Annotated in this window: 7 protein-coding genes; all 7 read right to left on the bottom strand. The window is 33.0% G+C overall.

Features of this window, described 5'->3' with window-relative positions; genetic code table 11:
- Nucleotides 1-266 (bottom strand): helix-turn-helix domain-containing protein (locus tag H603_RS0109815; protein ID WP_245576105.1); only part of this gene is annotated, 266 nt, incomplete at its 3' end.
- Between the two features lie 129 nt (nucleotides 267-395).
- Nucleotides 396-3,095: a TonB-dependent receptor gene (locus H603_RS0109810; protein WP_316930266.1), complete on the bottom strand. Its 2,700-nt coding sequence runs from the start codon at nucleotides 3,093-3,095 to the stop codon at nucleotides 396-398.
- A gap of 538 nt (nucleotides 3,096-3,633) precedes the next feature.
- On the bottom strand, nucleotides 3,634-5,277 hold the full coding sequence (gene pgi / locus H603_RS0109805; RefSeq protein ID WP_026708434.1) for a glucose-6-phosphate isomerase: 1,644 nt from the start codon (nucleotides 5,275-5,277) through the stop codon (nucleotides 3,634-3,636).
- A gap of 180 nt (nucleotides 5,278-5,457) precedes the next feature.
- Nucleotides 5,458-6,690: a M23 family metallopeptidase gene (locus H603_RS0109795; RefSeq protein ID WP_026708433.1), complete on the bottom strand. Its 1,233-nt coding sequence runs from the start codon at nucleotides 6,688-6,690 to the stop codon at nucleotides 5,458-5,460.
- Between the two features lie 18 nt (nucleotides 6,691-6,708).
- Nucleotides 6,709-7,650, bottom strand: a complete 942-nt coding sequence (locus tag H603_RS0109790; RefSeq protein WP_026708432.1) for a tryptophan 2,3-dioxygenase family protein — start codon at nucleotides 7,648-7,650, stop codon at nucleotides 6,709-6,711.
- Between the two features lie 2 nt (nucleotides 7,651-7,652).
- Nucleotides 7,653-8,420: a DUF3108 domain-containing protein gene (locus H603_RS0109785; protein ID WP_026708431.1), complete on the bottom strand. Its 768-nt coding sequence runs from the start codon at nucleotides 8,418-8,420 to the stop codon at nucleotides 7,653-7,655.
- A 290-nt stretch (nucleotides 8,421-8,710) separates the two neighbouring features.
- Complete coding sequence (hppD, locus tag H603_RS0109780; protein WP_026708430.1) at nucleotides 8,711-9,871, bottom strand: 4-hydroxyphenylpyruvate dioxygenase; 1,161 nt, start codon at nucleotides 9,869-9,871, stop codon at nucleotides 8,711-8,713.
- Nucleotides 9,872-10,014 lie beyond the last annotated feature (143 nt).

The raw sequence follows: 10,014 nt of genomic DNA, 5'->3' as shown, positions 1-10,014 counted from the left end.
AAATCTTTTTTCCATTTTAGAATAATTCCCGCATCAGGAATGTCAAATTTCAAACAACAATCCACAAATGACAAGGATTCTTTTTGAATTGATTGCAAAACTTTAAATTTAAAATCGACACTATAACTACGGTTATTCCTAGGTGTTAATCCATCTTTACCATAATGATTATATAGCCTAACCCACTTTTTAACACTCGAAGGATGAACTTTCTTTTTATTAGCTACAGACACACAGCAATTGTGCTGTTTGATAACTAATTCCACACATTCAAGTTTAAATGTGTAATCATACTTGACTTTTCTTTCCATAAAAATGCCCCCAAATAGTGTCTAACTTTTTGGGGGCAATGCATTCCTAATGAAATGAGGGTTTTTATGAATATTATTATTTAATTAGAAGTTGAAACGAAGACTTAAGTTCCATGTTCTACCAAAACCAAAGAAAACTTGGTTACTAGTATCAACACCATCGTAAGTAGCAGATGTTGCTGTTGCAAAATTATTAGTTCTTGATTCAGAAATATAAACCTCGTCCAAAACGTTATTTACATTAAGTCTAAAATTTAATGAACTCAACTTGTTTTCACCAAGTAATAATTTATAAGACAAACCAGCATCCATTAAACCGTAAGAAGGCAACTGTAATGTTCCGTCATTTTCCTCAGTTGTAAATTTTGTCGGATCGATTGCAGCATATAACTTATCAGAAACTCTATAGTTTGCATCTAAGCTTAATCTTTCTACAACTTCGTACTTAGCACCTATACTTGCTGTATTTTGAGCAGCATCTCCAACTTTTAACTTATCTAAATATAAAGTTGTAGGAGCTCCATCACCTATTACGTTATTATCAATATCAAATCTATTACTTTTAACATTTCCTTTGTAAAACCAGTTACCAATAGAAATCATCGCATTCAAACTTAATTTTGGTGTTGGTTTAGCATTCATTTCAAGCTCTACACCTGAATGAATTTCCGTTAAACCATTGTAGTCAAAATACCCACCAACGTTATCAATAGACGGATCAGAATTTCTTTGGTATCTATCTCTCCAAGAAGTGTAGTAAACATTTAAGTTTGCAGTAAACACTTTAGAACGGAAACCATATCCACCTTCTAATCCAAATACTTTTTCGTTTACTAAATTTTCAGCAACTACTGAAAGATTGTTAGGGTATACCGCATTAAAAAATGGTTGTTTTGAATAAAAACCAGTATTTACAAATACATTACTTGTTTCACTAACATTATAGTTAACACCACCTTTAACGTTTCCTCCAATCAAGTTTTCAAAACCTGTTTTGTAAAGTGGATCTGATTCTAGGTAAGTAAATGTATCTTCTCTTTTAAAACCTTGTTGAGATATAGCTCCTTGAAAGAAAGCAGAAATATCATTAACTGAGTATTCTAATTGTGTAAAAGCACCAAGCCAGTTTACATATCCATTGTTATTATAAGCTATTTTTTCTTGATCTTTAACATTACTGAAAGGATTTAAACTCGCTGAAGAATCATACGTTTTAGTTAAAGTCCTATTTGGGTTATTGATATCTGCATTATCTAAATAACCATCTGCGCCAAGTAAATCACTTAAGTTTCTAAAGTGAAAACCAGTGTAAGTTCTTGCATCAATTCCAAAATCTAAAGTAATTTGTTCAGATAATTTTTTGTTCAAGTTTACTACCGCACCATACCAGTTGTGTGAGTTAATAGAAGCTCTTCTAATATACCCATTTCTGCTATTTGCAATATTTTGACCATCAGCATTAGGAACTAAAAAAAGATTTGTTCCTGTACCTACAGCATTAGGTTGACCATTATTGTATTTAACAAATTCATCTATTTGCATTAAACCATCTGCAGTTTTTGCTGCTGAATAAGGGTTACTACCGATACTACCAGTTCCTCCTCCACGACCCCAAGATCCGTAAGCTACTGCTGATAATTTTGTATTGTCGTTTATTTTAAAATCCCAGTTGAATGAAGCTACAGGCTTACTGTAGAAATTTCTAGCATAAGAAAACTCTTGTCCATTTCTGTATCCGAAATCTGAATTATATTTTATGTTTGGCTCATTTGCAGCAGCATCACCGTATTTGATGTACTCTGATATTTTATTAGCAAAACTTCTTTGGTGATGCCATTGAGGAGCACCTGTGAAAGTAAATTGAAAATCGTGCTTATCATTAGCCTTGTAACCTAAAGCAAGAAAATAGTTTTTACCTTCAAAAGAAGTACCATTAACATAACCATCTCCAGTTGTAGAGCTAATTAAAACAGAAGCAGATAAACCATTATCCATCACTCCTGTGTTGTATGAACCTTGCACTTTTAAGTAATTATCGTTACCAAAAGTAGAAGATACTGAACCACCTTCTTTCATATCAGAAGTTCTTGTAACAACGTTTATTGTCCCTCCTACTGAAGAAATTGCCAACTTAGAAGAACCTAAACCTCTTTGTACTTGCATAGCTGAAGTAACATCAGATAATCCAGCCCAGTTAGACCAGTATACTGAACCATTCTCCATATCATTAACAGGAACCCCGTTAATCATCACAGCAATGTTTCTTTGATCAAAACCACGAATATTAATTCTAGAATCACCATAACCACCACCTTGCTTAGTAACATATACTGAAGGAGTATTTGCTAAAATTTCAGGAAACTCTTGAGAACCAAGTTTTTCTTGAATTTCCGAAGCCTTAATTGTTGAAACTGCTACAGGTGTTTTTCTATCTTTTGCAATATCAATTACACTTGAAGTAACAACAATCTCATCTAATTCATTTGAATTTGACGTTAAAACAATAGATCCTAAATTTACTGTTCCACCGTCTGCAACAGAAAACTTCACAATTTTATTTTCGAAACCTATAAAAGAAATAACTAATTCTCCTTTACTTGTAGTAGAATTAATTGAAAATTTACCATTAAAATCTGCTGAAACTCCAGTTGTAGCACCTTTAATAGCAACGTTAGCACCAGGTAAAGAACCTTGTCCATCAGTAATAGTTCCCGTAACTTTTCCTTGAGAAAACGCCGTTACAGCTACTAAAAACAGCATTCCAGAGAATAACCAATTTTTCATTGTCTTCATTTTTGTTTAGTTTATTATTTTTGGCAAAATTATAACTATTTTAGCTATAAAAGTTAAGGCAATGTTAATAAATTTTTGATTAAGTAATATTGAAGTTTTATTATAATTGCAGTTTACCTTAAATAAATATACATTCTATCGTAGAATCACATATTTTATAATGATAAATCAATTAATTGTAGAAAATAAAATTGAAAAAATAATTTCAACTTGACCTTTTTTTATTAAACTTAAAAGAACGGCTATTATATTTTGATGGAATTAGCTGACACGTAAGTCTTAAGGGAATTAAATCTAAGTACCTGTCGATATACTATTATGATTTGAAACTTTAATAGCCTTTTTTATAAATTAAAGAATCACCTTAACTTTAATATCACTCCTTTTAAAACAATTTTTATCATATAGTAAACTTTTGAATAGATGCATTCCAATTCAGTTTACGCATAATAACTCTTCACATCCTTAAAACAACAAAGCCCCAGTAAAAACAATTTACTGAGGCTATTATATTTAAAATTTATAAATTTTATTTATTCTTTAAATAGTAATCTAATAAAAAGCTTGTAGAAGCGTCGTGCGTTGCTACTTTGTTTTCGTTGATTTCTGCCAATACCTTATTTGCCAATTGCTTTCCTAACTCTACTCCCCATTGATCAAAACTGAAGATATTCCAAATAATTCCTTGAACAAAAATTTTGTGCTCGTATAAGGCAATCAACGAACCTAAAGACTTAGGTGTTAATTTATCTATAAGCAATGTATTTGTAGGCTTGTTTCCTTCAAAAACCTTAAAAGGTAGTAATGAAGCAGCTTCAGACTTTTCTAAACCTTGTTTATCAAACTCTGCTTGTACTTGTTGTTGTGATTTTCCCTGCATCAAAGCTTCTGTTTGAGCAAAGAAATTAGACATCAATTTATCATGATGCTCTTTATCACCATAAAGCGGTTTCACATAACCTATAAAGTCACATGGAATTAATTTAGTTCCTTGATGAATCAACTGAAAAAACGCATGTTGAGAATTCGTCCCTGGCTCTCCCCAAATTATAGTTCCGGTTTGATAATTCACTTTCTCACCGTCTCTACCTACATATTTACCATTACTTTCCATCGTTCCTTGTTGCAAGTAAGGAGCCAACTTTTGTAAATACTGAGTATACGGAATCAAAGCTTCACTTTCAGCTCCAAAGAAGTTATTATACCAAACACTTAAAAGCGCTAGAACCACTGGAATATTTTCATCAAATTCTGCCGATTTGAAATGTTCATCCATTTCATTTGCTCCAGCTAGTAGCTGATCAAAATTATCATATCCTACAGTCAGACTTATTGTTAATCCTACAGCGCTCCATAAAGAGAATCGTCCACCAACCCAGTCCCACATTGGAAAAACGTTTTGAGGATCAATTCCAAAAGCGCTTACTTTTTCGATATTCGTCGAAACGGCAACAAAATGCTTTGCGATATCATCTTGAGAAGCCGATTCTAAAAACCACTTTTTAATCGTTTCTGAATTTGTTAAAGTTTCCTGAGTAGTAAACGTTTTTGAAACAATCACAAATAACGTAGTCTCTGGATTTAATTTTTTAATTATTTCATTTACATGATCACCATCTACATTAGAAACAAAATGCACATTTAGATTATTTTTATAATACTGCAAAGCTTCTACAGCCATGGCTGGCCCCAGATCAGATCCACCTATTCCAATATTTACAACATCAGTAAATACTTTCCCAGTGTATCCTTTTCTTGCACCATTTTCAACTTCATTTGTAAAGTTCTTTATCTTATTTCGAACCTCATAAATTTCGGGAATTACATTCTCTCCGTTAACATTAACCACAGCTGAATCTTTTGCACGTAAAGCCGTATGCAAAACCGCTCTACCCTCCGTTTTATTGATAAGTGCTCCTTCGAAGTAATCGTTAATAGCTGCTTTCAATCCCATCTCGTTAGCTAAATCAAATAACAATGTCATCGTTTCTGGAGTAATGATATTCTTTGAATAATCTACTAAGAAATCGTTCCACTGAATATTGAGCTTGTCTACCCTAGTGTTATCTGCAGCAAACATTTCTTGAATAGAACTGTTTTTCATTTGTTGATAGTGTTCTTGCAGTTTACTCCAAGACTGCGTCGTTGTAGGGTTATTAGTTTGTAATGCCATTTTTATTTAGTTCAAGTTTTTAAGTAAGGTAAAAATACTCATTTATGTTTTAAAAAGTAAATTGTTTGCACAAATTGAACTTTCCACTAATTCTTTTTCGAATAAAAAAAGCGTCAAAACATTCTGAGAATGCTTTGACGCTTTTAATTCTATTTCTAAGATCGTTGCTGTAATTGTCAATTATAAATTAGCAATACTATCTAATTCTCTCTTTAAAGGCGTTATTTTCTTTAAAAAACGCTCTTTATTTCCTCCTGTCATTGGCTCTCCCGATGGAAGGTTAAGTCGCAAAGCATCAACTTGTACTCCATTTTTCCAGAAACGGTAACACACATGTGGTCCCGTTGCTAATCCCGTACTTCCTACTCTACCTATCACATCTCCTTGATTAACATGTTGACCACGACGAACAAGAATTTTTGACATATGAAGGTATTGAGTTGAGTAGGTTCCATTATGTTTTACTTTTACATAATTTCCATTTCCTGCAGTGTAACCCGCCTGTTCTACCACTCCAGAAGCTGTAGTTGTAATTGGGGTACCAGTGGGAGCAGCATAATCTGTACCTTTGTGCGCTTTCCATCGATGCTGAACTGGATGAAATCTATTCATTGTAAACCTAGACGTTATACGACTGAATTTTATTGGGGTTTTTAAAAAGAAATTTTTAAGTGTCTTCCCATCTTCATCATAATACTCTACCTTACCACTAGATTCATTTTGAACAAAAGGAAAAGCATATACCAACTTGCCTTTATATTCAAAGAAAGAAGCTTCAAGTTCGTCAACACCATCATAAATGGAGTCATTGATAAATCGTTCTGTAAAAGTTATTCCGTAACGATCTCCTTTTTTTAATTTAAAAAAGTCGATTGACCAAGAATAAATTTTAGTTATTCTACTCGCTAGAGCGGCTTCAACACCGGCATCACCCAATGTTTCAGATAATGATCCTTTTACTACACCGCCTATTGTGCGACGTCTAATTGTAATAGGTCTCGTTTTTTTATGAGCCACTATAACCGAATCTCTTAAATCAAAAATATAGTAACTTAGCGCATCTGGTTGGTAAACAAAAACTTCTAATTTATTGGTTTTATTCTTTGACCTCAACATTGTATAAATGCGATTGGGTTTTATGATTCTAACATCAAAAGTGTCTTTTACACTTTCAACTATTTCAAAAACTTTTCTATCGCCTATATTTTGCTTGTTAATTATGGTCCCAAAAGTGTCTCCTTTTCTAACTGTGTCTTGAACTACATTAAAATCAGCAAAATTAAATCCAAAATCAGAATTTTCTGCTTTGGTTTTAACCTTCTTTATTGGAGTCTTATTTTCAACTTTGTCAGCAGATTTATTACAAGATAGTATTGTTGTCAATAACACGATAACCATTAATACTTGCTTCAAACTATATTTTTTTTGTATTTAACTTACTTTTTCAACACCCCAATTTGCTAATTCCTCTTCACTCCATAAATCTGGAAAAAAGATCCTTCGTTGGTATTTTGGATGCATGTATTTCTTCCAATCACTACCGCCTGTCGCTTCACCATCTCCTTTACCGCTGTGATCTATGTACTTAATTGCTACATTTAAATGCTGCATAACCCAAGTAATATTCACAGTATGATCAAAGTGACGCATTGCTTTAACTAGTTCAGGATTATTTTGATCTTCAACGGGAAGCTGCTTGAACTTTTGATAAATATTGATGGTGTTGTATTCCTCCATATGCTTTAAAAAAGCACTTTTATATTTCTTCTCAAACTCTTCTAATAAATATGACTTTGTACCAGTATGGTAATCTTTTCCAGCGGCCTGCCAATATAAATGCTCAAAGGCATTTTCAAAAGACGTACTTCTATCAATTTTAGATCGAAAACGATTATCGATTAAGTTAATCAAATCAGTAGAGGTAAATTCGATTAAACGATATTGCGCACTTTGAAAACCACTTGCTGGCGTTAAGGTGTTTCTAAATTTCATGTATTGCTCTACTTCCATCCCTTCCTCCATAATACTGAAAGAAGTGGTAAGCATATCAAAGTAACGACTTATTCGCATTAAGCGTTCCGTAAAAAAATGAGTTTGAATATTCTCGCAATAACATATTTGTTGCATTTCCCATAGAATCATCTTGAAGATTAATTCATTTACTTGATGATACATTATAAATACCATTTCGTCAGGAAGTGTTGTTCTTTGCGTTTGTAAACTTAGTAGTGCATCTGTTTGAATGTAGTCCCAATAAGTAATTGGTTTAGCATAAAGAAGACCTTCAAGCTGCGTATCTGTTTTTTGATTTATAGCGTCGTATTTAAGTTCGATGTCCTTTAAAATAGTTTCTCTATGCTCACTAATGTTCATTATTATTTTGTTTTAAACGGATTGTTTAATCCTTTATAAGCATCTAAATCTGCTTTGAGTGATCCAATTGCTAAGTCGGCTTTTATTCGAATAGGCAGTCTATTGTCATCATCTGAAATCCATACCGTTACACTTTCTTTCTCTTTAAAAACACGACCAGATTGCACTAGTGGTTTAAATATCATAGAAGGAACAACGCCAAATTTAGTTGTAATATTTTCACGACCTACAAACTTTAACTTAAATTTTGTTGTTTCATCATCAAAGAACATGTCTATAGTAATTGACTCACCCGGTTTAATTTTATCAATTCCTGGGTAATTCCTTAAATAATAAAATGACGATAAAATGTCCTGTGTATTTCTAGGTGTTACAAAGGTTTTTTCATTGTTGTTTTTATAATCTTTTACAGTCACTTTATTAGCAGACTGATTAAAAAAACCTTCCTGATTTTTCTTATAACCACCTTCATCTATTTTTCTAATAAATCGGTAAGGCATACCAGAATCTTTGTCGATATACGTTTCATATAAATCGTCTACCTTGAAGAAAAAACGAGACATACCAGTTGTGTATCCTTTACCTACAACGTGAAATACTTTTTTACTATTAAGAGTAGCATCTTTCACTTCAAGAGTGGCATAACCGGCGTTAACAATACCGTAGTGGATACGAAATTTAAAATATTCACCTACGTCGTAAGCATCTTGATTGCGAGTGTCAAAGCTTACTGTTGCTAACAATATAAAGAATAGAATAACTTTTTTCATAACGTACTTTTTCTGTTTACTTTATAGAAAAGCAAATTCTGTTCCAAATATATTAAAACAAAAAAACTCAGTCAAATAATGACTGAGTTTTTATGCTATTAACTAACCAAAAAACTATAAATTATGAAATTTATATCAAATCGGAAGGAAACCACCCCTTCCATTTTGCGAGTGCAAAGGTAGCTAACAAATTCACTTCTATATTCAATAAAAAAAGTTTAACAAAACATTGATAAAATTAGAATCGATTGAACAGTTATTTTTTCACATAATGCAAAAAAAACATCGTTTTACAACGTTCCTCGCAATTCCTGTTCTCTCTCTATTGATTCAAATAATGCCTTGAAGTTACCGGCACCAAAGCCTTTAGCGCCCATTCTTTGTATTATTTCAAAAAATAAGGTTGGTCGATCTTGCACCGGTTTAGTGAATATTTGCAATAAATACCCCTCTTCATCAGCATCTACCATGATAGCTAGTTTTTCAATCTCACCAAGATCTTCTTTCATCATGTTCATGTGATCTCCTAATCGTTCTGGGATTGCTTCATAATATGCGTGAGGTGGCGCTGATAAAAACTCCACTCCTCTTGCTCGCAATTGACTTACCGTTTTAATAATATCATCTGTAGCGATAGCAATATGCTGTATTCCTGGCCCGCCGTAAAAGTCTAAGTATTCTTCAATTTGAGATCTTTTCTTTCCTTCGGCTGGTTCATTGATTGGGAATTTAATTCTTCCGTTTCCATTAGACATTACTTTACTCATTAATGCCGAATACTCTGTGGTGATTTGTTTGTCATCAAAAGAGAGGAAGTTTACAAATCCCATTACTTCTTCGTAGAACTTCACCCAAGTATTCATCTCGTTCCAACCTACATTGCCTACCATATGGTCAATGTATTTTAAGCCAGTTGGTTCTGGGTTATAATCTGATTTCCATTCTTTATATCCAGGTAAGAAAACACCATTGTAGTTTTTACGTTCTACAAAAATATGCACTGTTTCTCCATAAGTGTAAATTCCAGAACGCACCACTTCACCGTGCTCATCTTTCTCTACTGTTGGTTCCATAAAAGAGCGCGCGCCACGCTTCATGGTTTCCTCGTAAGCAGATGTTGCATCTTCTACCCATAAAGCCGCTACTTTTACTCCGTCTCCATGTTTTTTAAGATGTTCATGAATAGGAGAATCTTGCGTTAATGGTGTTGTTAAAACAATGCGTATTTTATCTTGTTTTAAAACATAAGATGTTCTGTCTTTAACTCCAGTTTCAAGTCCGGCATACGCCAATGATTGATAACCAAAAGCTGTTTTATAATAATGAGCAGATTGTTTTGCGTTTCCTACGTAGAATTCTACATAATCTGTTCCTAACAACGGAAGGAAATCTTGTGCTCCTTCAAATATTTTCTCTAATCCGTATTCTACTGATTTTACTTCTTTTGCCATTTTATTTATTTTTATGCGAAATCTAATTTAAAGACGCAATGACGCGGATAAAATTGATTTTCACTGATTTTTTCTAATTTAAAATTTGTTTGTTATTTGCACGTAATCCTAGCCCTGATGGTAGCGGCATCCTCTATGTTTTT

The organism is Flavobacterium frigidarium DSM 17623 (genome assembly GCF_000425505.1).
Classification (GTDB): domain Bacteria; phylum Bacteroidota; class Bacteroidia; order Flavobacteriales; family Flavobacteriaceae; genus Flavobacterium; species Flavobacterium frigidarium.
The sequence above is the reverse complement of the archived record's forward strand: the minus strand, read 5'-3'. Positions and strand labels throughout refer to the sequence as shown.

Excerpts from the sequence above, each read along its gene's own strand:
- H603_RS0109785 (WP_026708431.1), bottom strand. The coding sequence starts at position 8,420 with ATGAAAAAAGTTATTCTATTCTTTATATTGTTAGCAACAGTAAGCTTT.
- H603_RS0109810 (WP_316930266.1), bottom strand. The coding sequence starts at position 3,095 with ATGAAAAATTGGTTATTCTCTGGAATGCTGTTTTTAGTAGCTGTAACG.
- pgi (WP_026708434.1), bottom strand. The coding sequence starts at position 5,277 with ATGGCATTACAAACTAATAACCCTACAACGACGCAGTCTTGGAGTAAA.
- hppD (WP_026708430.1), bottom strand. The coding sequence starts at position 9,871 with ATGGCAAAAGAAGTAAAATCAGTAGAATACGGATTAGAGAAAATATTT.
- H603_RS0109790 (WP_026708432.1), bottom strand. The coding sequence starts at position 7,650 with ATGAACATTAGTGAGCATAGAGAAACTATTTTAAAGGACATCGAACTT.